The organism is Paraburkholderia graminis C4D1M (assembly GCF_000172415.1).
Taxonomy (GTDB): domain Bacteria; phylum Pseudomonadota; class Gammaproteobacteria; order Burkholderiales; family Burkholderiaceae; genus Paraburkholderia; species Paraburkholderia graminis.
In genome coordinates this window covers 501,850-524,759 of the sequence record NZ_ABLD01000002.1, presented here as the reverse complement: position 1 = coordinate 524,759, position 22,910 = coordinate 501,850, and the positions used below count along the sequence as shown (strand labels likewise).

Annotated in this window: 23 protein-coding genes; 13 read left to right on the top strand and 10 right to left on the bottom strand. The window is 64.0% G+C overall.

The features are described from left to right. Positions 1-26 precede the first annotated feature (26 nt). The gene (locus tag BGRAMDRAFT_RS05340) at positions 27-896 is read left to right on the top strand and encodes a sulfurtransferase (RefSeq protein WP_006047649.1); all 870 of its coding nucleotides are present in this window, start codon (positions 27-29) and stop codon (positions 894-896) included. 111 nt (positions 897-1,007) lie between these two features. On the opposite strand, the gene BGRAMDRAFT_RS05335 is transcribed toward BGRAMDRAFT_RS05340, so the two are convergent. The 3 genes from BGRAMDRAFT_RS05335 to polA form a co-directional block, all read right to left on the bottom strand. After that, entirely contained in the window at positions 1,008-1,880 is an 873-nt protein-coding gene (locus BGRAMDRAFT_RS05335) for a dienelactone hydrolase family protein (protein ID WP_006047648.1), read from the bottom strand. 122 nt (positions 1,881-2,002) lie between these two features. Continuing rightward, positions 2,003-3,349 (bottom strand): NAD(P)/FAD-dependent oxidoreductase, encoded by a 1,347-nt coding sequence (locus tag BGRAMDRAFT_RS05330; protein WP_006047647.1) that lies wholly within the window; start codon positions 3,347-3,349, stop codon positions 2,003-2,005. 155 nt (positions 3,350-3,504) lie between these two features. Beyond that, positions 3,505-6,246 carry a DNA polymerase I gene (polA, locus tag BGRAMDRAFT_RS05325; RefSeq protein ID WP_006047646.1) on the bottom strand — a complete coding sequence of 914 codons (2,742 nt, stop codon included), beginning with the start codon at positions 6,244-6,246 and terminating at the stop codon, positions 3,505-3,507. 1 nt (position 6,247) lies between these two features. Here polA and BGRAMDRAFT_RS05320 point away from each other — a divergent pair, with 1 nt between their 5' ends. Beyond that, positions 6,248-6,991 (top strand): LOG family protein, encoded by a 744-nt coding sequence (locus tag BGRAMDRAFT_RS05320; RefSeq protein WP_013342013.1) that lies wholly within the window; start codon positions 6,248-6,250, stop codon positions 6,989-6,991. Between the two features lie 86 nt (positions 6,992-7,077). On the opposite strand, the gene BGRAMDRAFT_RS05315 is transcribed toward BGRAMDRAFT_RS05320, so the two are convergent. After that, a complete protein-coding gene (locus tag BGRAMDRAFT_RS05315; protein ID WP_006047644.1) occupies positions 7,078-7,992 on the bottom strand; it encodes a transcriptional regulator GcvA in 915 nt (304 codons plus the stop codon). Positions 7,993-8,089: 97 nt separating this feature from the next. Between BGRAMDRAFT_RS05315 and BGRAMDRAFT_RS05310 the strand changes: the two genes are divergently transcribed. Beyond that, complete coding sequence (locus BGRAMDRAFT_RS05310; protein ID WP_006047643.1) at positions 8,090-8,659, top strand: chromate transporter; 570 nt, start codon at positions 8,090-8,092, stop codon at positions 8,657-8,659. Beyond that, entirely contained in the window at positions 8,656-9,183 is a 528-nt protein-coding gene (locus tag BGRAMDRAFT_RS05305) for a chromate transporter (RefSeq protein WP_006047642.1), read from the top strand. Before BGRAMDRAFT_RS05310 ends, BGRAMDRAFT_RS05305 begins: the two co-directional genes overlap by 4 nt. A gap of 73 nt (positions 9,184-9,256) precedes the next feature. On the opposite strand, the gene BGRAMDRAFT_RS05300 is transcribed toward BGRAMDRAFT_RS05305, so the two are convergent. Beyond that, complete coding sequence (locus BGRAMDRAFT_RS05300; protein WP_006047641.1) at positions 9,257-10,783, bottom strand: AMP nucleosidase; 1,527 nt, start codon at positions 10,781-10,783, stop codon at positions 9,257-9,259. A gap of 199 nt (positions 10,784-10,982) precedes the next feature. Here BGRAMDRAFT_RS05300 and BGRAMDRAFT_RS05295 point away from each other — a divergent pair, with 199 nt between their 5' ends. From BGRAMDRAFT_RS05295 to BGRAMDRAFT_RS05280, 4 genes are all read left to right on the top strand, one after another. Further along, positions 10,983-11,378, top strand: coding sequence for a hypothetical protein (locus tag BGRAMDRAFT_RS05295; RefSeq protein WP_006047640.1), 396 nt, complete (start codon positions 10,983-10,985; stop codon positions 11,376-11,378). A gap of 254 nt (positions 11,379-11,632) precedes the next feature. After that, positions 11,633-12,628 carry a homoserine kinase gene (locus tag BGRAMDRAFT_RS05290; protein ID WP_006047639.1) on the top strand — a complete coding sequence of 332 codons (996 nt, stop codon included), beginning with the start codon at positions 11,633-11,635 and terminating at the stop codon, positions 12,626-12,628. After that, positions 12,619-13,428 carry a BPSS1780 family membrane protein gene (locus BGRAMDRAFT_RS05285; RefSeq protein ID WP_006047638.1) on the top strand — a complete coding sequence of 270 codons (810 nt, stop codon included), beginning with the start codon at positions 12,619-12,621 and terminating at the stop codon, positions 13,426-13,428. The genes BGRAMDRAFT_RS05290 and BGRAMDRAFT_RS05285 overlap by 10 nt, the downstream gene beginning before the upstream one ends. Positions 13,429-13,446: 18 nt before the next feature. Beyond that, positions 13,447-14,928, top strand: coding sequence for a cryptochrome/photolyase family protein (locus tag BGRAMDRAFT_RS05280; RefSeq protein WP_006047637.1), 1,482 nt, complete (start codon positions 13,447-13,449; stop codon positions 14,926-14,928). Between the two features lie 164 nt (positions 14,929-15,092). On the opposite strand, the gene BGRAMDRAFT_RS33545 is transcribed toward BGRAMDRAFT_RS05280, so the two are convergent. Further along, positions 15,093-15,269, bottom strand: coding sequence for a DUF3563 family protein (locus tag BGRAMDRAFT_RS33545; protein ID WP_006047636.1), 177 nt, complete (start codon positions 15,267-15,269; stop codon positions 15,093-15,095). Between the two features lie 119 nt (positions 15,270-15,388). Continuing rightward, positions 15,389-16,579 (bottom strand): extracellular catalytic domain type 1 short-chain-length polyhydroxyalkanoate depolymerase, encoded by a 1,191-nt coding sequence (locus BGRAMDRAFT_RS05275; protein WP_006047635.1) that lies wholly within the window; start codon positions 16,577-16,579, stop codon positions 15,389-15,391. A gap of 336 nt (positions 16,580-16,915) precedes the next feature. Here BGRAMDRAFT_RS05275 and BGRAMDRAFT_RS05270 point away from each other — a divergent pair, with 336 nt between their 5' ends. The 4 genes from BGRAMDRAFT_RS05270 (at position 16,916) to BGRAMDRAFT_RS05255 (ending at position 19,946) form a co-directional block, all read left to right on the top strand. Next, a complete protein-coding gene (locus BGRAMDRAFT_RS05270; protein ID WP_006047634.1) occupies positions 16,916-17,617 on the top strand; it encodes a phosphatase PAP2 family protein in 702 nt (233 codons plus the stop codon). 131 nt (positions 17,618-17,748) lie between these two features. Then, positions 17,749-18,522 carry a molybdate ABC transporter substrate-binding protein gene (gene modA, locus BGRAMDRAFT_RS05265; RefSeq protein ID WP_006047633.1) on the top strand — a complete coding sequence of 258 codons (774 nt, stop codon included), beginning with the start codon at positions 17,749-17,751 and terminating at the stop codon, positions 18,520-18,522. A gap of 46 nt (positions 18,523-18,568) precedes the next feature. Then, positions 18,569-19,243, top strand: a complete 675-nt coding sequence (gene modB / locus BGRAMDRAFT_RS05260) for a molybdate ABC transporter permease subunit (RefSeq protein ID WP_006047632.1) — start codon at positions 18,569-18,571, stop codon at positions 19,241-19,243. Between the two features lies 1 nt (position 19,244). Next, the gene (locus tag BGRAMDRAFT_RS05255; protein ID WP_006047631.1) at positions 19,245-19,946 is read left to right on the top strand and encodes a sulfate/molybdate ABC transporter ATP-binding protein; all 702 of its coding nucleotides are present in this window, start codon (positions 19,245-19,247) and stop codon (positions 19,944-19,946) included. Positions 19,947-20,014: 68 nt separating this feature from the next. Here BGRAMDRAFT_RS05255 and BGRAMDRAFT_RS05250 read toward each other — a convergent pair whose 3' ends face one another. Then, the gene (locus BGRAMDRAFT_RS05250; protein ID WP_044020338.1) at positions 20,015-20,851 is read right to left on the bottom strand and encodes a TOBE domain-containing protein; all 837 of its coding nucleotides are present in this window, start codon (positions 20,849-20,851) and stop codon (positions 20,015-20,017) included. 81 nt (positions 20,852-20,932) lie between these two features. After that, positions 20,933-21,316, bottom strand: coding sequence for a tautomerase family protein (locus BGRAMDRAFT_RS05245; protein ID WP_006047629.1), 384 nt, complete (start codon positions 21,314-21,316; stop codon positions 20,933-20,935). 99 nt (positions 21,317-21,415) lie between these two features. Here BGRAMDRAFT_RS05245 and BGRAMDRAFT_RS05240 point away from each other — a divergent pair, with 99 nt between their 5' ends. Next, on the top strand, positions 21,416-22,267 hold the full coding sequence (locus BGRAMDRAFT_RS05240) for a LysR family transcriptional regulator (RefSeq protein ID WP_006047628.1): 852 nt from the start codon (positions 21,416-21,418) through the stop codon (positions 22,265-22,267). A 20-nt stretch (positions 22,268-22,287) separates the two neighbouring features. On the opposite strand, the gene BGRAMDRAFT_RS05235 is transcribed toward BGRAMDRAFT_RS05240, so the two are convergent. Then, positions 22,288-22,839 carry a hypothetical protein gene (locus tag BGRAMDRAFT_RS05235; RefSeq protein WP_006047627.1) on the bottom strand — a complete coding sequence of 184 codons (552 nt, stop codon included), beginning with the start codon at positions 22,837-22,839 and terminating at the stop codon, positions 22,288-22,290. Positions 22,840-22,910 lie beyond the last annotated feature (71 nt).

Below are 22,910 nucleotides of genomic sequence, written 5' to 3'. Positions count from 1 at the left end.
GCCATCGCCCGCATCGAGGAGACGTCATGCCCCACACTCACTACACCACTTTGATCTCCGCGACCAATCTCGCGGAACGGCTCGCCGAGGCACCGGGCAGCGTGTTCGTCATCGACTGCCGGTTCGATCTGGCCGATCCCGAAGCCGGCGAAAAGGCGTATCTCGCCGGACATCTGCCGGGCGCGCATTATCTGCATCTCGACCGCGACCTGTCGGGGCCGAAAACCGGCACCAATGGACGCCATCCGTTGCCGGATCGCGAGCGGCTCGTCGAAACGCTGGAATCGCGCGGCCTGAAGCAAGGCCAGCAAGTTGTCGCGTATGACGCGCAAGGCGGCATGTACGCCGCGCGCGCGTGGTGGCTGCTGCGCTGGCTCGGCCACGACGCGGTCGCGCTGCTCGACGGCGGATTGCAGGCGTGGGAAGCCGCGGGCCAGCCGCTCACGCAAGACGTGCCGCCGCAAAACACCGGCGACTTCAAGGCCGGCGCGCCGCTGTCCGTTACCGTCGACGCGCACATGATCGAGCGCAATCTCGGCTCGAAGGAACGCGTGGTGGTCGACGCGCGCGCGGCCGACCGCTATCGCGGCGAGAACGAGACGCTGGATCGCGTAGGCGGCCATATTCCCGGCGCGCTCAATCGCTTCTTCAAGGACAACCTCACCGCCGACGGCCGCTTCAAGCCGGCTCACACGCTCCGCGACGAGTTCCACGTGCTGCTCGGCGACACGCCGCCGGAACACGTCGTCCTGCAATGCGGCTCGGGCGTGACAGCGTGCGTCAATGCGCTTGCAATGGAAGTGGCCGGCCTGCATGGCGCCGCGCTCTACGCGGGTTCCTGGAGCGAATGGAGTTCGGACGCGAAGCGGCCCGTCGCGACCGGGCCGAAGCCTTGAGGCCGCGCGAAGATTAAGTCTGAAAGACGAAAGGCCGTTGCCGCTTATAAGCGGCAACGGCCTTTTTTCATTCAGCAAACGCACCCGCCTCCAAACACTCCGAATCGCCCGTCAAGCCACGCCGTGCTGCTTGAACCAGGTGAGCGCGCGGCGCCAGCCGTCTTCGGCATCGGCCTTCTTGTAGCTCGGCCGATAATCCGCAAAGAACGCATGGCCCGCATCGTCGTAGACAACGAACTGCGAACCGCGCGCGACGTTCGGCCCTTGCGCGATCGCCTGCTTCATCTGCTCGAGCGATTCCTGCGGAATGCTCTGATCCTGCAAGCCGTAAAGACCGAGCACCGGCGCGTGAAGATCGGCCACGCGGTCGAGCGGATTCGCCGGGTTGGTGGCCGTGTGATCGCCGGCTACGCGCCCATACCACGCGACCGCCGCCTTCAGCCGCGGCTCGTGCTCGGCATACAGCCAGGCCATGCGGCCGCCCCAGCAAAAGCCCGTCACACCGAGGCGCTTCAGATCGCCGCCGTGCTCGCCGGCCCATGCAACGGTCGCGTCGAGATCGGCCAGCGCCTGGTCGTCCGGCACTTTGCTGAGGATCTGCTGACTGATCTGCGCAATGGTCGGCAGCGCCATCGGATCGCCTTCGCGGACAAACAGATCCGGCGCAATGGCCAGATAGCCGAGTTTGGCGAAGCGCCGGCAAACGTCGGCGATATGCTCATGCACGCCGAACGCCTCGTGAATCACGATGATCACCGGCAGATGCGTCTTGCCCTTCGGCTGCGCGCGATAGGCGGGCACCAGCGTGCCGCCCGAGCGCACGGCAATTTCGCCGGCCTCGAGACCTTCGCTATCGGTATGGATGGTTTGCGCCGACACCGGCAACACCGCAGCCGCGAAGCCGGTGCCGAGTGCGGCCTTGATGAAGGTGCGTCGATTGAAGGGAACGTGCGGGGCGAGGCTGTCGACATCGGGGTTCAGCATGCGGGCGCTCCTCGTTGAACGGTGGAGGCAACAGGATACGCCTCACGCGTGTCCCGTTGCAGATCCGAACATGCGAACATGCAACCACGCGCGAACGTGCGAACGTCCAACATGCCGCGCAGTCAGTGCAGCTTGACCCGCGGCAACGTGGTGCGCCGCAGCCAGTGCGCGAACGTGTCGAGCACCATGCGCGCATAGCCGTGCAGCGCGGCGATATGCAGCCGGTACAGCGACATGTACATGAAGCGCGCGAACAGCCCTTCAATCAGCATATTGCCGCCGATCACCCCGCCCATCAGATTGCCGACCGCGCTGAAGTGCCCGAGCGACACGAGCGAGCCGAAGTCGCGATACGTGAACTCGGGCAGCGGCCGGTTCTCGAGCCGCGCCGCCAGCGCCTTCAACAGAAAGCTCGCCTGCTGATGCGCGGCCTGCGCGCGCGGCGGCACATTCTTCTCGTTGCCCGGCCACGGACACGCCGCGCAATCGCCGAGCGCGAACACGTTGTCGTCGATTTCGGTTTGCAGCGTGCGGCGCACGTTGAGTTGACCAAGACGGTTGACGGGCAGGCCGTCGAGCTGGCTCAGAATAGCCGGCGCCCTGATGCCCGCCGCCCACACCGTCAGATCGGCGCGCACGGTTTTGCCGCTTGCCGTGCGGATGATGCCGGGCGCGACCTCGGCCACGGTTTCGCTCGTCATCAGCCTGACGCCGAGCTTGGTCAGCAATTCGGCCGTTGCCGTCGACACGCGTTCCTGCAAGGCCGGCAAAATGCGCGGCCCCGCTTCGATCAATACGATGCCCACGTCATGCCGCGGATCGAGCTTATGCAGACCATACGCGGACAACACCTGCGCCGTATTGCGCAATTCCGCCGACAGTTCGACGCCGGTCGCGCCGCCGCCGACAATCGCCACCTGAATGCGCGGCTCGGTTGAAGGCGACGTGCCCGGTCCCGACTCGACCGGTTCATGCGCCTGATGCTCGGCCCGCATGCAAGCCGCGATCAGGCGCTTGCGAAAGCGCTCGGCCTGGCTGACGGTATCGAGTGCAAGGGAGAATTCCGGCGCGCCTTTCACGCCGAAGAATGCGGTCGTGCTGCCGATCGCGATGATCAGCGTGTCGTACTCGAGCTGGCGTACGGGCAGCAGTTCGGCGCCGTCGTCGTCGAGTACGGTGCCGAGCGTGAGGCGCTTGTTCGCGCGATCGAGTCCCGTCAGCTCGCCCTGCTGAAACTCGAAGCCATGCCAGCGCGCTTGCGCCGCATATTCGAGTTCCTGCGTGAACGGGTCCATGCTGCCGGCCGCCACTTCATGCAACAGCGGCTTCCAGATATGCGTCGGGTTACGGTCGACGAGCGTGACCTGCGCACGCGTGCCCGCCTTGTTGTTGTGACCATAGCGATCGCCCAGGCGAGTTGCCAGCTCGAGTCCTCCTGCGCCTCCGCCAACGACGATAAAACGATGCATTGAACTCTCCGTATTTGCCGATGGGTTGTGCGTCGTAATCGCGCGCCGCGGGCACGCGTTCTTACCGATTGTCCGTGAGCCGCACGGGTTGTCACAAGCTGCCAATTTGCATGTGTGACATGCAAACGACGCTATTGCGCGCCGTCACACCTGCGTCAATGCGCTTCCTCCCAGTTGAGCCCCGCGCCGACTTCCGCGACCAGCGGCACTTTCAGCGCGGCGACGCCGCACATCAACTCCGGCAGACGCTTGCGCACGTCGGACAGTTCTTCGTCGGGTACTTCGAGGATCAGTTCGTCGTGCACCTGCATGATCATGCGCGTGCCGATGTTCGATTCTTCGATCCACTTCTGCACCGCGATCATCGAGAGCTTGATGAGGTCGGCGGCCGTGCCTTGCATCGGCGCGTTAATAGCCGCGCGTTCGGCGGCCTGACGGCGCGGACCGTTGCCGCCGTTGATTTCCGGCAGCCACAGCCGTCGGCCGAAAACGGTCTCGACATAACCCTTGGCTTTCGCGCTCAAGCGCGTCTCGTCCATATAACGCGCGACGCCCGGATAACGTGCGAAATAGCGGTCGATATAAAGCTTGGCGGCATCGCGCGTAATGCCGAGATTCGACGCGAGTCCGAACGAACTCATGCCGTAGATCAGTCCGAAGTTGATGACCTTCGCCACGCGCCGCTGATCGTTCGACACTTCGAGCGGCGTCACGCTGAAAATTTCCGCTGCGGTCGCGCGGTGAATGTCTTCACCTTCCGAGAAGGCGCGTAGCAACGATTCGTCGCCGGAAATGTGCGCCATGATGCGCAGTTCGATTTGCGAGTAATCCGCGGAAACGAGCTTGTGTCCCGGCGGCGCAATGAAGGCTTCGCGAATGCGGCGGCCTTCGCCGGTGCGCACAGGAATGTTCTGCAGGTTCGGATCGTTCGACGCAAGACGCCCCGTGACCGCGACGGCCTGCGCATAGTTCGTGTGCACGCGGCCAGTGTTTGCGTTGACCATGCGCGGCAGCTTGTCGGTGTACGTGGACTTCAGCTTCGACAAGCCGCGATGTTCGAGCAGAATCTTGGGCAGCGGATAATCTTCGGCGAGCTTTTGCAGCACTTCTTCGTCCGTCGAAGGCGCGCCGCTCGGCGTTTTCTTCACGACCGGCAACTCGAGTCGTTCGAAGAAGATCTGGCCAATCTGCTTCGGCGAACCGAGGTTGAATTCGCCGCCGGCCAGCACATATGCCTCGCTCTCCAACTGGATAAGCCGCGTTGCAATTTCGCTGCTTTGCTGACGCAACTTTTCCGCGTCGATCAAAACGCCGCTGCGCTCCATCTTGCGCAAAACGCGCGACGTGGGCACTTCGATGTCGCGATACACATGCTCGAGCGTCTCTTCCGCCGCGAGCTGCGGATACAGCGTTTGATGCAGACGCAACGTGATGTCGGCGTCTTCGGCTGCGTATTCGGCGGCCTTGTCGAGCGCGACTTCGTCGAAACCGATTTGCTGCGCGCCCTTGCCCGCGACGTCTTCGTACTTGATCGTCTTGATGCCGAGATGGCGCAGCGCGAGGTTGTCCATGTCGTGCGGACGATGCGATTCCAGCACGTACGATTGCAGCAGCGTGTCGTGTTCGACGCCGCGCATTTCAATGCCGTAATTGGCGAGCACCTGTTCGTCGTACTTCAGATGCTGACCGACTTTCTTGTGCTCCGCGCTTTCGAGCCACGGCTTGAGCTTCGCGAGCACTTCGTCGCGCGGCAGTTGCACGGGCGCATCCGGGCCGCGATGCGCGACCGGCACATAAGCGGCATGACCGGCTTCAACCGAGAACGACAGGCCCACGATTTGCGCGACCATCGGATCGAGCGACGTGGTTTCCGTATCGAACGAAGTGATCTCGGCCGCGTTGATCTTTTGCAGCCACACGTCGAATTGCTCCCACGTCTGCACGGTTTCGTAGTGCCGTTCGTGATCGACGGTGAGCGCCGGCGGCACGTCGGTTTCCGGACCTTCCACCGCGTCGGCAATTTCCACCTCGCGCAGCCAGGTCTTGAAGCCGTGGCGCGTGAACACGTCGCGCAATTCCTCCCGCGATTCCGGGCGGCTCTGCAAATTTTCCTCGATCGACGCGATATGTTCGGTCAGATCGCAATTGCGTTCGACGGTGACGAGCTTGCGCGCCATCGGCAGAAAGTCGAGCGCGCGTCGCAGATTGTCTCCTACCGCACCTTTGATCTCGTCCGCATGTGCGACGATGCCATCCAGCGACTCATATTGCGTCAGCCATTTGAGCGCGGTTTTCGGCCCGCATTTCTCGACGCCCGGCACGTTGTCGACGGTATCGCCGATCAACGACAGGTAGTCGACAATGCGCTCCGGCGGCACGCCGAATTTGGCGAGCACGCCGGCACGGTCGAGCTTTTCGTTGGTCATCGTATTGATGAGGGTGACATGATCCGACACGAGCTGCGCCAGATCCTTGTCACCAGTCGACACGATCACGTTCATGCCGCGCTTTTCCGCCTCGGTGGAAAGCGTGCCGATCACGTCGTCGGCTTCCACGCCGTCGATCATCAGAAGCGGCCAGCCGAGCGCGCGCACGGCCACGTGAATCGGCTCGATTTGCCGCGACAGATCGTCGGGCATGGAGGGACGATTCGCCTTATAGTCGGGATACCAGTCGTCGCGAAACGTTTTGCCCTTGGCGTCGAACACGCACGCGCTATACTCTGCTGTGACTTCCTTGCGCATGCGCCGCAGCATGTTGATCATCCCGTAGAGCGCACCCGTGGGACCACCGTCGGGCCCGCGCAGATCAGGCATCGCATGGTAGGCCCGGTACAGATAACTCGAACCGTCGACCAATAGCAGGGTCTTACCTTCAAGGCTTCGTTCTTCAGGCATTATGACTAAGAGAAAAGTGATTCCGAGTCTGCGATCACTCGCAGATCAAGAGCGCGCAACGGCAAAAAAGGCCCGCGCATCGTGGCAGATGTTCACGATTATGGCAGAGTTTATTGAGGCGACCGAGTACCTCTCGGAGATTCGCCCGGCTGTCAGCATCTATGGTTCAGCGCGCCTGAAACCGAACTCGCCGTATTACAAACTCGCCACGCAAATCGCGCGCAAGCTGTCGGATGCAGGCTTCGCCGTGATCTCCGGCGGCGGCCCCGGCATCATGGAAGCCGCGAATAAAGGCGCGCATGCAGGCAAGGCGCCGTCGGTTGGCCTCAACATCGAGTTGCCGCACGAGCAATCGGGCAATCAGTGGCAAGACATCTCGCTGCGCTTTCGTCACTTCTTCACGCGCAAGGTCACGTTCGTCAAGAACTCCGACGCAGTGATCGTCATGCCCGGCGGTTTCGGCACGTTGGACGAACTCGCCGAAGTGCTCACGCTCATTCAAACCAAGAAGTCGCGCCACGTGCCGATCATTCTGGTCGGCGCTGAGTTCTGGGAAGGTCTGCTTGCGTGGTTCAAGAATTCGCTCACGCCAATGGGTCTCATCAATCCGACCGACATCGACCTGATGCAGGTGATCGACGATCCGGACCAGGTGCTCGAAGCGGTGTTGAAGTTCTACGAAGATCGCGAAGGCGCCGAGCCGCAGCCGACCAAGTCGGAAGAAGACCGGATGTTCTATCTGTAACGTACGCACGCGCGAGCTTTAAACAAAACGGGCAGCCTTTGTGCTGCCCGTTTTGCGTTTGTGCTTCATGTTTAATGTTTAACGGCCTACGTCTGCGCCTGCACCTGCATTTGCATCTCGTCCGTCTGATCGCCTTGCGCCTGCAACCATTCGCAGAATTGCGCGACGAGCGGCGCATTTGCAACTTCCCTGCGTGCGACCCACCAATAGCCGCGCGCGTCGATCCGCGGTCCGGCGAGCGGCACGACGAGCCGGCCCGACGCGAGTTCGTCGGCGAGCAGCGGCAATGGGCCGAGCGCCACGCCGAGTCCATCCACCGCGGCCTGCAACGCCAGATAGAAGTGATCGAACGATTGCTTTTTGCGACACTTCGCCGTCACCCCCGCCGCCGATAACCAGTTGCTCCACGCATCGGGCCGCGTGTCCGAATGCAGCAGCACATGCCGCGCGAGATCGTCCGCGATTCGGATCGGCGAGCGCTGCAGCAACGCGGGACTGCATACGGGCAGCTCGCTCTCGCCGAGAAAATGGCCGCTCACGCAGTTCGCCCAATGCGCGGGACCGCGCCGCACCGCGACGTCGAAACTGTCCAATGTCTCGACGGGCGCATTCGACGTTGCGAGCCGCAGTTCGGCGTTCGGCACCTTGCGCTGGAACTGGTGCAGACGCGGCAGCAGCCACTTCATCGCGAACGTGGGCAGCGCATTCACGCGCAGCACGTGCACGACACCGGTGTCACGCAACTGGTCGGTGGCGTGCGCGATGCTGTCGAACGCGGCTTGCACCGTCGACAGATAGCGGCGGCCGTCGGCCGTCAGCCGCACACGCTTGCCGTGACGCTGGAACACCTGCACGCCGAGCCAGGACTCGAACGCGGCGACCTGCCGGCTGATTGCACCGTGAGTCACATGCAGCTCGTTCGCGGCGGCGCTGAAGCTTTCGTGACGCGCCGCGGCTTCAAAGGCGCGCAGCGCGGGGAAGGGAGGGAGATTACGAGCCATGCTTGTGATTGTAGATCACAAGGCGCGGCGCAAAAATCGTTTTGTGGCGCGGCGGTTCGGCGCTAACCTTCTGAGCTTGAACTGGAAGCGAAGCGCCATGGACCACAACCTCACCTCACTCGATTCCGCCACGGGCCCGAAGCCCACCGTGCGGGAAATTTTTAGCGGCTTTCTCGGCCTCGGCCTGATCTCGTTCGGCGGCGCGTTGCCGCTCGCGCGCCGCGCGCTCGTCGAGCAGCGCCGCTGGCTGAGCGCCGAAGACTTCACCGATCTGCTCGGCCTCTGCCAGTTCCTGCCCGGCGGCAATGTGATCAATCTTTCGGTCGCCGTTGGCATGCGCTTTCGCGGAATTGCGGGCGCGCTTGCCGGATTGCTTGGGTTGATCGCGGGGCCGTCGCTGGTCGTGATCGGTCTGGGCGTGCTGTACGAACGCACGCAAGACGACCCGCATGTGCGCCATCTGTTCGCGGGGCTTGCGGCTGCCGCGGCGGGCCTCCTGATTTCGATGGCGATAAAAATCGTGCTGCCGTTGCGCAATAAACCGATGGCCGCGCTGATCGCCGCGCTCGGCTTCATCGCGATTGCGATCATGCGGCTGCCGCTCTTGCCCACCATGCTGGTGCTGACGCCGCTCAGCATCTACGTCGCATCGAGGAACGCGCAATGAACGACACGCTGATTTCCCTCGCGATCATTTTCAGCCAGCTTTCGCTGCTCGCATTCGGCGGCGGGAACACCATTCTTCCGGAGATGCAGCGTCAGGTGGTCGAGGTGCATCACTGGATGCCGGCCAGCGAATTCAGCGCGCTGTTCGCGCTCGCGCAAGCCGCGCCGGGGCCGAACCTGATGATCGTCACATTGATCGGATGGCACGTGGCCGGTTGGCCGGGCATGCTGGTCACGTCGATTGCGAAGTTCGGGCCGTCGTCGATCGTGACGATATTCGCGCTGCACGCGTGGGACCGTTTCAAGGACCGCCCGTGGCGGCGTTACGCGCAAGTCGGACTCGTGCCGGTGACGGCCGGCATCGTCGCGGCGAGCGCGGCGCTGATTGCGCAAGCGTCGGATTCGACGGCGATCGCATGGGCAATTACCGCGTTGACCGCGGCGGTCGCGTTGAAGACGCGCATTCATCCGCTGTGGCTGCTGGCCGCCGGGAGCTTGATCGGGCTTACGGGCTTCGGGCAGTAAGGCGGGTTGCGGTCGCGGTTGCAAACGCAGAAGCGCGCAGCGAAAACCACTGCGCGCTCCCGAAAACGCCGCGTTACTGAAACGCCACTTCCGCGAAACTGCGCAGCTTGCGGCTATGCAAACGATGCAGCCCGTTCTCGCGCAAAAGCTCCATCGCCTTCACGCCGATTTGCAGATGCTGATCGACCTGCGCGCGATAAAACTGGTCCGCCATGCCGGGCAGTTTGAGTTCACCGTGCAGCGGTTTATCGGACACGCATAGCAAGGTCCCGTAAGGCACACGGAAACGGAACCCGTTCGCGGCGATCGTCGCGCTCTCCATATCCAATGCGATCGCGCGGCTTTGCGACAGCCGTTGCACCGGCTCACGATGATCGCGCAACTCCCAATTACGGTTGTCCACACTCGCGACCGTGCCCGTGCGCATCACGCGCTTGAGTTCCACACCGTCGAGTTGCGTGACCTGCGCGACCGCGCGCTCGAGCGCGACCTGCACTTCGGCGAGCGCCGGAATCGGCACCCACAGCGGCAAATCGGCGTCGAGTACATGGTCTTCGCGCACATAACCGTGCGCAAGCACATAGTCGCCCAGACGCTGCGTATTGCGCAGACCCGCGCAGTGACCAAGCATGATCCACGCGTGCGGACGCAACACGGCAATGTGATCGGTGATGGTCTTCGCGTTCGACGGCCCCACGCCGATGTTGATCATCGTGATGCCGCTGCCGTCCGCGCGCTTCAGGTGATACGCGGGCATCTGCGGCAGACGCGGCGGCGCCGTGCCTTCCTGCGCCTGCTCGCCGAGATTCTCGTTGTACATGACGACATCGCCCGGTTCGACGAACGACGTGTATTCGCTGCGATAGGCGCGCAGTTCCTCGTCGTCGGTATGGGCCATCATCGTGCGGCCCAGCTTGACGAACTCGTCGATATAAAACTGATAGTTCGTGTACAGCACGTAGTTCTGGCAATGCGTCGGCGAAGTCGCCGTGTAATGCTTCAGCCGATGCAGCGAGAAATCGACGCGCGCCGCCGTGAAGAGCGCGAGCGGATGCGGATCGCCAGCCAACGGCTCATACGTACCGTTGACGATGCGGTCGTCGAGCAGCGCGAGGTCCGGCGTGTCGAACACGTCGCGCATCAGGAACAGACGCTCGCGATCGAGATCGCCCTCGAGGTGAATGCCTTCGGCGAACGCGAAGTGAATCGGAATCGGCTGATCGGATACGCCGACTTCGATCTTCACATGATGGTTCTTCGCCAGCAGCCGCAATTGCTCGCGATAGTAGTTGCCGAACAGATCCGGCCGCGTCACCGTGGTCTCGAACACGCCAGGCCCCGCGACGAACCCATACGAGCGGCGCGAATCGATATGCGTGTTCACTTCGGTGCAGACGCGCACGAACGGATAGCATGCGCGCACCCGCCGCTCGAACAGTTCGTTGCGGCGATAGCGCGCGAAGGCGTCGCGCAAAAAGGAGGTGTTCGCTTCGTAGATCGCCGACAGGCGGGTGACAGCTTCGGCAGCGTCGTCGAAGGATTCGGTCGGGAAGCTGTTCGCGGGAGTTTGCACCGCGCGTTGATTGGTATCGTTGTTCATCTTCGTTCGCCTCGATTGATGAGACGACATTACCACGGAACCCGTGATCGCCAAATGACCGCGCCGCTCGTCGACACACGCCGTCGCGGCGTTCGCGCAATCGCGGACGCGTCGCGCGAAAGCGGCGCAAAATAAGGGATCGCGCCCGTGGCAGAGGTCTGGATTTGCTAGAATCGGGGCACCCTTCCGGAGAATCACCATGAAGCCGCTCCTTCCCGTCGCCGTTGCACTGGCCCTTGCCTTTGGCAACGCCGCGATGGCTGCTCAGCCTGTCGACGCCACGCCGCCTCCGGGCGCGCCGCAGTCCGCCAACGAACGCGCCGGTCTGCCCGACCTTGACAAGATCAACCGGCCGGCCGCCGAGGTCAGCTCGAAGGTCGAGATCAACGTCCCGCGCACGCCGAGCTTTTACGAGCGCAGCGCGAACGGCACCGAAATCACCGAATACCGCGACAAGGGCAAGCCGGTCGAAATCAATGTGCATTCGAACCTCGGCACGCGCTATCAGATGAGCGCGCCGCTCGACACGTCGCCATCCGTGCGCGACAACGGTCGCGCGAGCACGCGCTTGCCGTCGGTGAATCTGAGGTACTGATGAATCGCGGGGCAGTGGCCTCGCCCCGCCTTGGCCAACGCGCGCGCGGTTATGGCGCCGCGAAGTTGGCCGCCTGACCGCTTGTGCGGCTTCCGCTGCTTTAGCCGCTGTAACCGTTTCGATGCCGCTGTTGCCGTGAATCCCGCTGCCGTTTGCGGACCCGCTGTTCGCGCGTTCGCCACTGCCTTGACCACCGCACGTATGTTGCTGGCCGCACCGCGCCAGCCCGACCAACCTGATCCGACGTTCCCCGCATGGCTGTCTTCACCGCTGTCACCGAATCCCAACTTGCAGAATGGATGCGCCATTACGATCTCGGCGACGTCGTCGAATTTCGCGGCATCACATCCGGCATCGAAAACAGCAATTTTTTTCTGACGACGACGCGCGGCGAATACGTCCTCACCATTTTTGAAAAGCTCACGGCCGGGCAGTTGCCGTTCTATCTGAACCTGATGCGCCATCTGGCGGCGCACCGCGTACCCGTGCCGGACCCGATGCCGCGCGAGGACGGCTCGCTGTTCGGCATGTTGCACGGCAAGCCCGCGGCGATCGTGACGAAGCTCGAAGGTGCGCCCGAGCTCGCGCCGGGCGTCGAACACTGCATCGAAGTCGGCCAGATGCTGGCGCGCATGCATCTCGCCGGGCGCGATTACAGCGGCTATCAGCCGAATCTGCGCAGCCTGCCGTGGTGGAAGGAAACCGTGCCGACCATCGTGCCGTTTCTCGAAGGCGAGCAGCGTGAACTGCTGTCGTCGGAACTCGCGTATCAGGAAGCGTTCTTCGCATCCGCCGATTACGCCGCGTTGCCCGAAGGCCCGTGCCACGCCGATCTGTTCCGCGACAACGCGATGTTCGCGCACGCCGCGCCCGACACCGGCCACGAAGTGCGGCTCGGCGGCTTCTTCGATTTTTACTTCGCCGGCTGCGACAAGTGGCTGTTCGACGTGGCGGTGACCGTCAACGACTGGTGCGTGGACCTCGCCACCGGCAAGCTCGATCACGCGCGTACCGAGGCGATGCTGCGCGCGTATCAGACCGTGCGTCCTTTCACCGTCGAAGAAAACCATCATTGGGGCGACATGCTGCGGGCAGGCGCGTACCGTTTCTGGGTGTCGCGCCTGTATGATTTTTATTTGCCGCGCGCGGCCGAGTTGCTCAAGCCGCACGACCCCGGCCATTTCGAGCGCATTCTGCGCGAGCGCCTGTCCGGCGTCGCACTTCCTGGCATCCATACCTCATGCAACTGATCGAAGTCCCCGCGAAAACCGGCTATGTGTGGTTCCGGCAAGGCATCTGGCTGTTCCGCAAGAATCCGCTCGCGTTCCTGACGCTCTTCTTCACCTATCTGCTGGTGATGACGCTCGTCGCGCAAATTCCGCTGATCGGCAGCGTTTTGCCGCTCGCGTTCATTCCCGGCGTCGCGGTCGGCTTCATGGCCGCGTGCCGCAACACGATCGCCGGCAAGCCGGTGTTCCCGACGATTCTCGCTGACGGTTTCCGTTCCTACGGCTCGGTAGTCGCACGCCGGCTGATCGTGCTCGGCGTGTTCTATGTGATCGCGATGGCGCTGGTGCTGGCGGGCTCGGCGCTCGCCGACGGCGGCATGCTGCTCAAGGTGATGCTCGGCGCGGCCGGCGCAATGGACCCCGAGGCGATGGCCAACAGCAATATGCCGCTGGCCGTGGTCACGGCCTTCGCGTTCTACATTCCGGTGGCCATGCTTTTCTGGTTCTCGCCGATTCTTGCTGCCTGGCATGACGTGCCGCCCATCAAGGCGATGTTCTTCAGCCTCGTTAGTTGCTGGCGCAACCGCGGCGCGTTTGTCGTGTTCGGCGCGCTGTGGTTCGCGGTGGCGACAACCGTATCGCTCGGCTTGTCAGTGCTGATGCAGGCGCTCGGCGCCGGCGACTTCGCGTTCGCCGTGCTCATGCCGGCCACGATGATCGTCACGACCATGCTGTATTGCTCGTTCTACGCGACCTATCGCGGCTGCTACGGCGTACAGGCGCCGCAGACGCCCGATCTGCCGAGCACACCGGCGACCTGAGGGCGCCGCGCGTCCGTCGTGAACGACACTTTCGATACCGCGCTGGTCTGGTTCCGCCGCGACCTGCGCACCACCGACCACGCCGCGCTGTACCACGCGCTCAAACATTGCGAGCGCGTCTGGTGTGTGTTCGTGTTCGATACGACGATCCTGCAACCGCTCATCGATACATGGCAGGCCCGCCATCCGGGTGCGCCGGCGCAAGACCGGCGCGTCGAGTTCATTCTTGCGTCGCTGCGCGAACTGGACGACGCGCTGCGCGCGCAAGGCGGCGGCCTCATCGTGTTATACGGCGATCCGGCGGATCTCGTGCCGAAACTGGCCGACGAGCTTCGCGTCGACGCGGTGTTTGCGAACCACGACTACGAACCCGCCGCGATCGAGCGAGACGAGACCGTTCGCGAGCGGCTCGCGGAAGCGGGCCGTGCATGCCTGACGTTCAAGGACCAGGTGATCTTCGAGCGCGCGGAATTGCTGACCGGCCAGAACAAGCCGTTCACGGTGTTCACGCCATACAAAAATGCCTGGCTCAAGCAGTTGACGAGCTTCTATCTGAAGCCCTACCCGGTCGAAACTTACGCGAATCGTCTCGCCGCGCTGCCGCCGGGGCTGAACCGACAGTTACCGACGCTCGAACAACTCGGCTTCGCGCCGGGCAACCTCGCGGAACTGGACTTGCCTACGGGCATGAGCGGCGCACAGCGTCTGCTTGACGACTTCGTGACGCGAATCGCCAGCTACGCCGAGCGGCGCGATTTTCCGGCGGCCAGGGGGCCGAGCTACTTGTCGGTGCATCTGCGCTTCGGCACGGTGTCGATCCGCACGCTCGCGCGACTCGCTCACGAGATATCGCTGCAGCCGGATGGCCGGGGAGCGGCGACGTGGTTGTCGGAACTCATCTGGCGGGATTTTTACTTCATGATCCTGTCGCATCACCCGAGGCTCGCGAGCGGCGCATCGTTCAAGCAGGAATATGACGCGCTGCGCTGGGAGCAAGGCCCGGCAGCGGATGCCGCGTTCGCCGCATGGTGCGAAGGCCGCACGGGCTACCCGCTGATCGACGCGGCGATGCTGCAACTGAACCGCACCGGCTACATGCACAATCGCCTGCGCATGGTGACGGCGAGTTTTCTGGTCAAGGATCTGGGTATCGACTGGCGGCGCGGCGAACGCTATTTCGCCGACCAATTGAACGACTACGACTTGGCAGCGAATAACGGCGGCTGGCAATGGGCGGCGTCGACGGGATGCGATGCTCAGCCCTATTTCCGCATCTTCAATCCGATCACGCAGTCGGAGAAATTCGATGCCGACGGGCGGTTCATCAAGCGCTATTTGCCGCAACTCGCGAAGTTGCCGGCCAAATGGGTTCATGCGCCGTGGTTGGCTGGCGCGCAAAAACTGGCGGCGTTCGGCGTGGTGCTGGGCGAAGACTACCCGCAGCCGATCGTGGATCACGCGCAAGCAAGGGCGCGGACGTTGGCCCGATTCGGCAAGTGAGCACACGCTCACGTGAAACTAACGATGCAGCCGGAGGATGGCTCGCTTCGGCTTAATTGAGTGCGAAAGCTCAAAAGCTTGAAAACTCGGGGGCAAAAAGCAAAGTCGCTCAAGCCCCGCACCGGCGTCCTTCACTACCGCCGATGCTTCAACTGACGCGCAGCTTAGTGCTGGCTCATCCACGACGGCTGACGGAAGTTCGCTTCGCGATCCAGCTTGCGCATGCGGAATTCCAGGTCGTACAGGTCAGTGGCTTCGGCGAGGAACGCGTCAGCGCGTTCTTTGGCGAGTTGTTCGGGCGACTTCGTCAGAAACAGGAACAGGCGGCTAAGCAGGTACATGGTGAACCTCGGCAATGAGTGTTGGCGTTCGCTTGGTGTTAACGCCTAGGGGATAACCCGTATTATAGGGAAAACCCTAGACGCGCGCCAGCATTCATTTTCGAAGTGTTGCTCAGATGTCACCGGGCTTGAGCAGAGGCCTCGTCGGCGGTGCTTTCAACAACGCCCGCGCCCACTCGCCGTTGATGCTTGAAGAACTCCCACACCATTGCGCTGGCGTCCGGACCCTTGGACGAATGGAACGGCACGGCGTCGTCGCCGCCGGCCCACGCGTGCGCGAGTCCCTGCACGCGGCACACGCGCACCACGCGCCGGCCGCTGCGGAAATAGTCGCGAATCGTCACGCCGCCTTTGCGCTCTTCGCGCAACTCGCCGGCTTTGCGCGCGCCCTTCGGATCGACCATCCGGTTCAGCCGCAGAAACTGCGTCGCGAGCTGGTCGGCGTTGACCGCCGCAACGACATGGTCGGCGTCGCCGTGAAGGATGATCGCCGGCATGCCCGGATAATTGGTGACGTCGGCCACTTCGTCGGCGAGTTCGACGGGATCGCGCCGTGCGCCGCGCCGCATCACGTCCATCGCCGTGATGCCGGAGCGGGCTTCGCCGAAAGCGGGGCCCGAATGCAGCGCGACCGCGGCGAAGCGCTCGGGATAACGCAGCGCGAGCAACGCCGTCAGCCCGGCGCCGGCGGAAATGCCGGCGACATACACGCGCTCGCTGTCAAAGCCGTGCTGCACGATCAACGAATCGACGAGCGACGCCACTGCGCGCGCCTCCGCGCCGCCCGCGTTCTCGCCCGCGTCGTACCAGTGCCAGCAACGGTGCGAGTGCGCGTGCTTCGATTGCTCGGGATAAACGACGGCAAAGCCGTAGCGATCCGCCAGCACGTTCATCCGTGTGCCTTGCGCGAATTCGTCGATGGACTGGGTGCAGCCGTGCAGCATCACGACGAGCGGCATGCTCTCGAGTGCGTGGCCCGACGGCACGTACAGCCCATATTGGAGATGATTGACGAGCCGTCCCGGCGCCGCGGGCGCCGAGTGAAAGGAGCGCGTCCACGCACCGCTCGCCCACGCGGCCGCGCGCGGACGCACCCGCGATTCGCGCGCGGCAGCGTGCGGCGTCTCGCGTTTGGCGGGAGTACGGAGCGCGGCGGACTTGAGCGGACGAACTTTCGTCGACGGCTTGCTGGACGCCGGCCGGGCCGGGCGCGTCGTGGTGCGCTTAGTGGTCTTGTGGGCGTGCTCGCTCTGAATCGCCAGCAGGCGCTTAAGACCGCCGAGCCAGATCTTCGATAGACTTTTTGCCATCGGCGCAAAAACCTCGCAAAAAGGGGCAGGACTGCCGGGTGAAACCGGCTTCTTGTGCAATGCACAATAACATCAATCGAGCAGCGATGCAGAACGCGTCACGCGAATTCGCCGCCCCGTTTTTTTGCGATGAACCCGTGCGGTGACGACGCGCGCGCAGCGCTGCCGGCCCCTGTTGGCCACCTAACGTCCCGAAACAAAAAGGCTTTTCGTACGGCGCGAGCCGTCGATGGCCGCCGTCTATACTGGCGGTTGTCCCGCGCGTCGTCGGTTTGCCCGGTTCGCGCGTTGCAGTCTGATATGAACGATTCTATGCGGCCCTGATCGCCTTTTCCGATGCCTGAATTGCCTGACTATCTGTGGTACTCCATCACCAGCCTGGGCGGTGCCGGCATGACGCTGCCGCTCGCGTTCGCCATCGCGCTGTGGCTCGCGGTCGGCTATACGTGGCGCATGGCGGCGGGCTGGCTGGTGCTGCTCGGCGCGGCGATCGGCGTCGTGACCGTCACGAAGCTGGCGTTCCTCGGTTGGGGCGTCGGCGTGCGCGAGCTGGATTTCACGGGCGTCAGCGGCCACGCGATGCTGTCCACGGCGGTCTATCCCGTCGCGCTGTTCCTGATGCTGCTGTGGACGCGTCCGCCGGCTCGCGTGCTCGGCGTTCTGCTCGGACTCGCCGCAGGCATGGCCGTGGGCGTGTCGCGCGTCGTCCTGAGCGCGCACTCGCCTTCGGAAGCGATTACCGGCTGTCTCGTCGGCGCCGTTGCCGCGCTGCTTTTCGTGCGGATGGCATGGAAAGCCCAGCCCGAGCGCCTTTCCGCGGTTCCGGTCGCGGTCAGCCTGGTGGTGCTGGCGGTGCTGATGCACGGCGTGCACGTGCCGACGCAGCGCTGGGTGACTCACATCGCGCTGAAAGTGTCGGGGCATGACCGGCCTTTCATCCGCGCAAAATGGAAGGCCGTGCGCGATGTCCAGCCGGGCGCCGCGCCGGTCTCGCAGACGCGCGACACGCTCGCGCTCATCAGTTCTTCCCACGTTTAAACGCGTTTTCGCTCTGGCTCGCTGCTGTATTTGACCGGCCGAATGTCCGTCATGCCAGCGCTATAACCTCGTCTATATTACGATAAGCGTTTTAACCACCGCTCCGGCACACGCCCGAGCCTCACACGTTCATGACGCCTTCCCGCCGCCTGCTGAAACAAGCGCTGTTTGTCGCCAGCGCGTTTTCCGTTGCCTTGAGCGCCAACGCACGCGCCGATGAGTTGATCGTCTCGGCCGCCGCGAGTCTGACCAACGCATTCAAGGCCGTCAGCGACGCCTTCGAAAAGCAGCACGCCGGCACCAAAGTGCTGCTCAACTTCGGCGCGTCCGACGTGTTGATGCAGCAAATCGCCAAAGGCGCGCCCGCCGACGTGTTCGCCTCGGCCGATCAGAAGGCGATGGACAAGGCCGCCGCCGAAAAGGTCATCGTGCCGGCCACGCGCAAGGATTTCGCGGCCAACTCGCTGGTGCTGATCGTGCCGGCGGACAGCCGTTTTGCGCCGTCGAGCCTGAATGAACTGGCATCGTCGAACGTGAAACGGATAGCGTATGGCGATCCGGCGTCCGTGCCGGTGGGCCGCTACACGCAAGGCGCGCTGCAAGCTGCGGGCGTGTGGGACGCGGTCAGCGCCAAAGCCGTGCTGGCGGCGAACGTGCGTCAAAGTCTCGACTACGTGTCGCGCGGCGAAGTGGACGCCGGTTTCGTGTTCGGCACCGACGCCGCGATCGTGCCGGGCAAGGTGAAAGTCGCGCTGAGCGTGCCGACGCAAACGCCGATTACCTATCCGATCGCGCAAGTGGAAGGCAGCCGTCACGCCGCGGATGCGCAGGCTTTCGTCGACTTCGTGTTGTCGCCGGCGGGCCAGGCGGTGCTGGCGAAGTACGGCTTCAAGCCCGCTCACTGATCGGCCATCACCGCCCATCCACTTACGCCCAGAGGAACCGCAAGTCATGCAACAAGCCTGGATTCCGCTGATGCTGTCACTCAAAGTGGCGGGCTGGGCGACCGCGCTGAATCTCGTGTTCGGCGTCGCGGCGGGTTTCGGCTTGTCGCGCTGGCGCTCGGGCGCGCGCGACATCGTGGATTCGTTGCTGACACTGCCGCTCGTGATGCCGCCGACCGTGCTCGGCTACTACCTGCTGGTTCTGCTCGGGCGACGCGGCGTGATCGGCGCGTGGCTCGACCGCTTCGACATTCAACTGGTCTTCACCTGGCAAGGCGCGGTGATCGCGTCGACGGTGGTCGCCTTCCCGCTGGTGCTCAAGTCCGCGCGCGCCGCATTCGAAGCCGTCGATCCGCAACTCGAGCGCGCAGCGCGCACGCTCGGCGTCAGCGAAACAGCGGTGTTCTTTCGCGTGAGCCTGCCGCTTGCCGCGCGCGGCATTCTCGCGGGCGGCTTGCTGGCGTTCGCGCGGGCGCTCGGCGAATTCGGCGCCACGCTGATGATCGCGGGCAATTTGCCGGGGCGCACGCAGACGCTTTCGGTCGCGGTCTACTCAGCCGTGCAAGCCGGCGACGACAGCACCGCGAATTTCCTCGTGGTCGTGACTTCGGTGACGTGCGTCGTCATCCTGCTGCTCGCCGGCCGCCTCGTGCCGCAACGCACGCTTCTGGTTTCCCGCTGATATGCCGCTAGCCGTCGACATCCGCAAGACTTTCGAGAGCGCCGAGCGCCGCTTCACGCTCGACGTCGCCTTTACCGCGACCACGCAGCGGGTGGTGCTGTTCGGCCCGTCGGGCGCGGGCAAGAGCCTGACGCTGCAGGCAATCGCCGGCCTGCTGCGTCCCGACGAAGGCACGATCACGCTGCATGGCAAAGCGCTGTTCGACAGCGCGCGCGAAATCGATCTGAAGCCGCAAGCGCGCCAGGTCGCGTATCTCTTTCAGGACTACGCGCTGTTTCCGCATCTGAACGTGCGCCAGAACATCGGCTTCGGCTTGCAGCGCGGCTGGTTCAATCCGCGCGCGCGCAACAGTTCCGCGCAAGTCGATTACTGGCTCGATGCATTGGAGTTGCGCAGCGTCGGCGGCCACTATCCGGCGCAGCTTTCCGGCGGACAAAAGCAGCGTGTCGCACTGGCGCGGGCGCTGGTGGCCAACCCGCAACTGCTGTTGCTGGACGAGCCGTTTTCCGCGCTGGACAGCCATTTGCGCCAGCGCATGCGCCAGGAATTATCGGAGTTGCAAACGCGGCTCGACATTCCGATGGTGTTGATCACGCACGATCCCGACGACGTCGCCGCGTTCGGCGATCAGGTCGTGCAGATCAGCGACGGACGCGTCCGCGAACACCAGGCATTCAGCGGCTACGTGCGCAGCGAGACGTGAACGTGATCTGAGCGCACTTTCGTCGCGCGTTTCACCGCTTCAGTCCGCTTCAGTCCGCTCAGTCCGCTTCATTCCTTTACGCCGAGTATCACGCTCGATGCCTTGAAGGCCGCGACCGCGCTCGCGCCCTCCACGAGACCGAGCGCCTCGGCACTCTGGTTCGTGACGACGGCGGTAATGACCGCGCCGCCTTCGAGCACGAGCGACACTTCCGCATTGACCGCGCCGCACTTCACGCTTTGCACGCTGCCGCGCAACTGATTGCGCGCGGACAGCTTCAGCGGCGCGCCGCTTTCATCGTCGACGAGCAGCACGACCCACGACGCCTTGATCAGCGCGAACGCAGCCGCGCCGACCGTGAGGCCAAGCGCCTCGGTGCTTTCGTGCGTGAGAACCGCGACGATCGTGTGGCCGCCGGGCAGCGTCAGCGAGATTTCGTCGTTGATGGAGCCGCGCGTGATCTGCGACACCGTGCCGTATAGCTGATTGCGCGCGCTCGTCTTGACGCCGATGCGGCCGATCAGATCCCAGTCCGTCGCAAAGCCTTCGATGGCCGCGCCCGCGCGCTCCAGAAAGCGCCGATGCTCGCGCTCCACTGCGCGAAACGTCTCGATGAGCTTGACCGCGCGCGGCGTCAGCGTCGTGCCGCCGCCGCCCTTGCCGCCGGTGAGCCGCATGACGAGCGGCTCGCCGGCGAGGTTGTTCATGGCGTCGACGGCATCCCACGCGCCCTTGTAGCTCATGCCAACGGCTTTCGCGGCGCTGGTGATGGAGCCCGTTTCGCCGATCGCCGCGAGCAGCGCGATTCGCGACGCGCCGCCGAGCGTGTTCGCGCCCGCCTGGAACCAGACGGAGCCGCCGAGTTCCAGCGGCTCGTGGGACGAATCGTTGCGGTCGGATGCCATGGCGCGGGCGGTCGGGAATGAGCGGGTCGGAATTGAGGAAAGGCAGCGGATCATTATAGCGACCGGCCTTCCGGCCACCGCTCACAGCGCGTAGTGCGCAATCCCGTTGCCGAACGACCAGTTCTCCTTGACCACTTCCACGAGACTGATCAGCACGTCTTCGCGCCGCAGTCCCGGCGACTCGTGCAGTTCGTCGACCAGGCGTTGATAGAGCGCCTTCTTCTGCTCGAGCGTGCGGGTGTTGCTCACGGTCAGTTGAATCATCACGAGATCGTCCGTTCGCTGGACGTTCAGATACTGATTGTCATAGACAAAGTTCGCGGCGTCGTGCTCGCTAATGAGCATGAAGATGTCGTCTTTCGGCACGTTGAAGGTGGCGACAAGCGCGCGCTGGATGCTGTCCGTGAGCGCCTTCCGGTATTGGACGGGCTTGCCGGCGCGCAAAGCGATGCGGGTGAAAGGCATGACGTTCTCCTTCGAGGTGGTGAATACATGCACACAGCGTAGGCTCGCTCAGCCATAATAAACAGACATCTTTCGCTATTTCATCTATGTTGGATTGAAATGAAAGTCCTCGATCTGGACGCCGTGCGCGCGTTCGTGCTCGTCGCCGACCTGTGCAGTTTCACCCGCGCCGCCGACGCGCTCGGCACCACGCAATCCGCCGTCAGCCTCAAGCTGAAGCGGCTGGAAGCGCATCTGGGCAAGCAGTTGCTGGAGCGCACGCCGCGCGTCGTACGGCTTTCCGTCGACGGCAAGGCGTTTCTCGGCGCCGCGCGCGAACTGCTGGGCGCGCATGAGCGGGCGCTGGGGTCGCTGTCGGTGGAGCGTCGGCGGCTGGCGCTCGGGTTGAGCGAACACGTCGCGGGGCCCGATCTGCCGCAATTGCTCGCGCGGCTGAACGCACACGATCCGGCGCTGGTGGTGGAACTGCACCTCGGCACGTCCGCCGCGCTGCTGGCCCAGTTCGACGAGCGCCGGCTGGACGCGGTCATCGTCCGTTATGGCGCTGACGAGCCGCCGCGCGACGACGCACAGGTGCTGTTCAGCGAACCGGTCTGCTGGCTCGCGACGCCGGCATGGCTGCCGCGCGTCGGCGAGCCGTTGCCGCTGGCGCTGTTGAGCGCGCCGTGCAATGTGCGCGACGTGGCGCTGCGGACGCTGACGGAGGCGTCGGTGGCATGGCAAGAGGTGTTTGTCGGCGGTGGCGTCGCGGCTGTCGGCGCGGCCGTTGCAGCAGGGCTCGCGGTGTCGCCGCTGGCGAGAAGAGTTGCGCCGCGCGGTTTAGTCGATGTCGGCGCGCGGCTCGGCTTGCCGTCGTTGCCGGAATCGCGCGTGACGCTGCACTCGCGCGTGAAGGACGGGCGTTTGAGGGAAACGCTGCGGCTGGTGACGAGCGGGCTGGCGGGCGGTTGAGCGCGCGCCGGCTCGGGCGTTCAGTGCAAGATCGGCGGAAGGGAGCCGCTGCGGGCTGTCGCCGGGTTTGCGGCTGCGTCTAACTGATCGGCGGAAGTGTTAGCGGCGAGCGCCGGCGTCTTGTGGTCCGCTGGCGCCGGGCGGGCAGCCGCGCCTTTCGCTGTGCCGGCAACCTTCACTACACCGCCATGCGCGCTCTGACCTTGCGCGATGTTTGCGTGAATGGCCTTCGCGTGAATGGCCTTCGCGTGATCGGACTTCGTCTGAACGACTTGGGCCGGGCGTTTGGCGGCATCCGCGACGCCCGCGCTCTTCGGCTTTGCCTTGCCGCTCGCGAGGCCCGAAGCCTTATTAGCGCCCGCGCTTGCCACATGCTTTACGTCTGTCTTCGACTTAGCGGCCCCCGCAGACGCCACATGCTTCGCAGCACTCTTCGCCCGCCCCTTCGCCGCCCCATGCTTCCCGTGCGCCGCGGCCTCAGGCGGATTCCACACTTCGCTATAACCGCTCGCCATTGCCGCGCCGGACGCGCACCACACCGCAACCGCCGTTGCTACTGCACGAAACCTCATCTCTCGAACTCCTGAATTCTTTCCTTTACGACGAGCCGGGATTATATTCCCTTGCAAAAATCCCAAAATGG

What these genes read in the sequence shown, in the direction of transcription:
- BGRAMDRAFT_RS05340 (WP_006047649.1), top strand. Translation starts at nt 27, where the DNA reads ATGCCCCACACTCACTACACCACTTTGATCTCCGCGACCAATCTCGCG.
- BGRAMDRAFT_RS05335 (WP_006047648.1), bottom strand. Translation starts at nt 1,880, where the DNA reads ATGCTGAACCCCGATGTCGACAGCCTCGCCCCGCACGTTCCCTTCAAT.
- BGRAMDRAFT_RS05330 (WP_006047647.1), bottom strand. Translation starts at nt 3,349, where the DNA reads ATGCATCGTTTTATCGTCGTTGGCGGAGGCGCAGGAGGACTCGAGCTG.
- polA (WP_006047646.1), bottom strand. Translation starts at nt 6,246, where the DNA reads ATGCCTGAAGAACGAAGCCTTGAAGGTAAGACCCTGCTATTGGTCGAC.
- BGRAMDRAFT_RS05320 (WP_013342013.1), top strand. Translation starts at nt 6,248, where the DNA reads ATGACTAAGAGAAAAGTGATTCCGAGTCTGCGATCACTCGCAGATCAA.
- BGRAMDRAFT_RS05315 (WP_006047644.1), bottom strand. Translation starts at nt 7,992, where the DNA reads ATGGCTCGTAATCTCCCTCCCTTCCCCGCGCTGCGCGCCTTTGAAGCC.
- BGRAMDRAFT_RS05310 (WP_006047643.1), top strand. Translation starts at nt 8,090, where the DNA reads ATGGACCACAACCTCACCTCACTCGATTCCGCCACGGGCCCGAAGCCC.
- BGRAMDRAFT_RS05305 (WP_006047642.1), top strand. Translation starts at nt 8,656, where the DNA reads ATGAACGACACGCTGATTTCCCTCGCGATCATTTTCAGCCAGCTTTCG.
- BGRAMDRAFT_RS05300 (WP_006047641.1), bottom strand. Translation starts at nt 10,783, where the DNA reads ATGAACAACGATACCAATCAACGCGCGGTGCAAACTCCCGCGAACAGC.
- BGRAMDRAFT_RS05295 (WP_006047640.1), top strand. Translation starts at nt 10,983, where the DNA reads ATGAAGCCGCTCCTTCCCGTCGCCGTTGCACTGGCCCTTGCCTTTGGC.
- BGRAMDRAFT_RS05290 (WP_006047639.1), top strand. Translation starts at nt 11,633, where the DNA reads ATGGCTGTCTTCACCGCTGTCACCGAATCCCAACTTGCAGAATGGATG.
- BGRAMDRAFT_RS05285 (WP_006047638.1), top strand. Translation starts at nt 12,619, where the DNA reads ATGCAACTGATCGAAGTCCCCGCGAAAACCGGCTATGTGTGGTTCCGG.
- BGRAMDRAFT_RS33545 (WP_006047636.1), bottom strand. Translation starts at nt 15,269, where the DNA reads ATGTACCTGCTTAGCCGCCTGTTCCTGTTTCTGACGAAGTCGCCCGAA.
- BGRAMDRAFT_RS05275 (WP_006047635.1), bottom strand. Translation starts at nt 16,579, where the DNA reads ATGGCAAAAAGTCTATCGAAGATCTGGCTCGGCGGTCTTAAGCGCCTG.
- BGRAMDRAFT_RS05270 (WP_006047634.1), top strand. Translation starts at nt 16,916, where the DNA reads ATGCCTGAATTGCCTGACTATCTGTGGTACTCCATCACCAGCCTGGGC.
- modA (WP_006047633.1), top strand. Translation starts at nt 17,749, where the DNA reads ATGACGCCTTCCCGCCGCCTGCTGAAACAAGCGCTGTTTGTCGCCAGC.
- modB (WP_006047632.1), top strand. Translation starts at nt 18,569, where the DNA reads ATGCAACAAGCCTGGATTCCGCTGATGCTGTCACTCAAAGTGGCGGGC.
- BGRAMDRAFT_RS05255 (WP_006047631.1), top strand. Translation starts at nt 19,245, where the DNA reads ATGCCGCTAGCCGTCGACATCCGCAAGACTTTCGAGAGCGCCGAGCGC.
- BGRAMDRAFT_RS05250 (WP_044020338.1), bottom strand. Translation starts at nt 20,851, where the DNA reads ATGGCATCCGACCGCAACGATTCGTCCCACGAGCCGCTGGAACTCGGC.
- BGRAMDRAFT_RS05245 (WP_006047629.1), bottom strand. Translation starts at nt 21,316, where the DNA reads ATGCCTTTCACCCGCATCGCTTTGCGCGCCGGCAAGCCCGTCCAATAC.
- BGRAMDRAFT_RS05240 (WP_006047628.1), top strand. Translation starts at nt 21,416, where the DNA reads ATGAAAGTCCTCGATCTGGACGCCGTGCGCGCGTTCGTGCTCGTCGCC.
- BGRAMDRAFT_RS05235 (WP_006047627.1), bottom strand. Translation starts at nt 22,839, where the DNA reads ATGAGGTTTCGTGCAGTAGCAACGGCGGTTGCGGTGTGGTGCGCGTCC.